Origin of the sequence: Pseudomonas ceruminis (assembly GCF_021602025.1) — a bacterium.
In the GTDB taxonomy this organism is placed as follows: domain Bacteria; phylum Pseudomonadota; class Gammaproteobacteria; order Pseudomonadales; family Pseudomonadaceae; genus Aquipseudomonas; species Aquipseudomonas ceruminis.
Map to the genome: position 1 here is coordinate 1 of NZ_BQHW01000093.1, position 255 is coordinate 255.

Here is a 255-nt window from a genome sequence, read left to right on the forward strand (position 1 = left end):
CCTGGTGCAAATCGATGCTGCGGGTAATGCGTCTACTGTTGTGGACTTCGAAGTACCACTGACTTCAGCCCCCAATAGCCCCGGCGATCTGGTCATCTCGGCCGACGGTTCCACCCTCACCGGTACTACCCCGGCTGGCAGCCGCGTCGAGGTGCGCGATGCCAACGGTACGGTGATTGGCACCGTGGTGGCTGGCGCTGACGGCACGTTCAGCATTACGCTCGTTCCGGCGCAAGCCAACGGTGAGCTGCTCGA

Annotated in this window: 1 protein-coding gene; it reads left to right on the plus strand. The window is 62.7% G+C overall.

The window, feature by feature from the left end:
* Positions 1-255, plus strand: a 255-nt coding sequence (locus L6D80_RS29955; protein WP_236183117.1) for an Ig-like domain-containing protein, incomplete at both ends; no start/stop codon positions are given.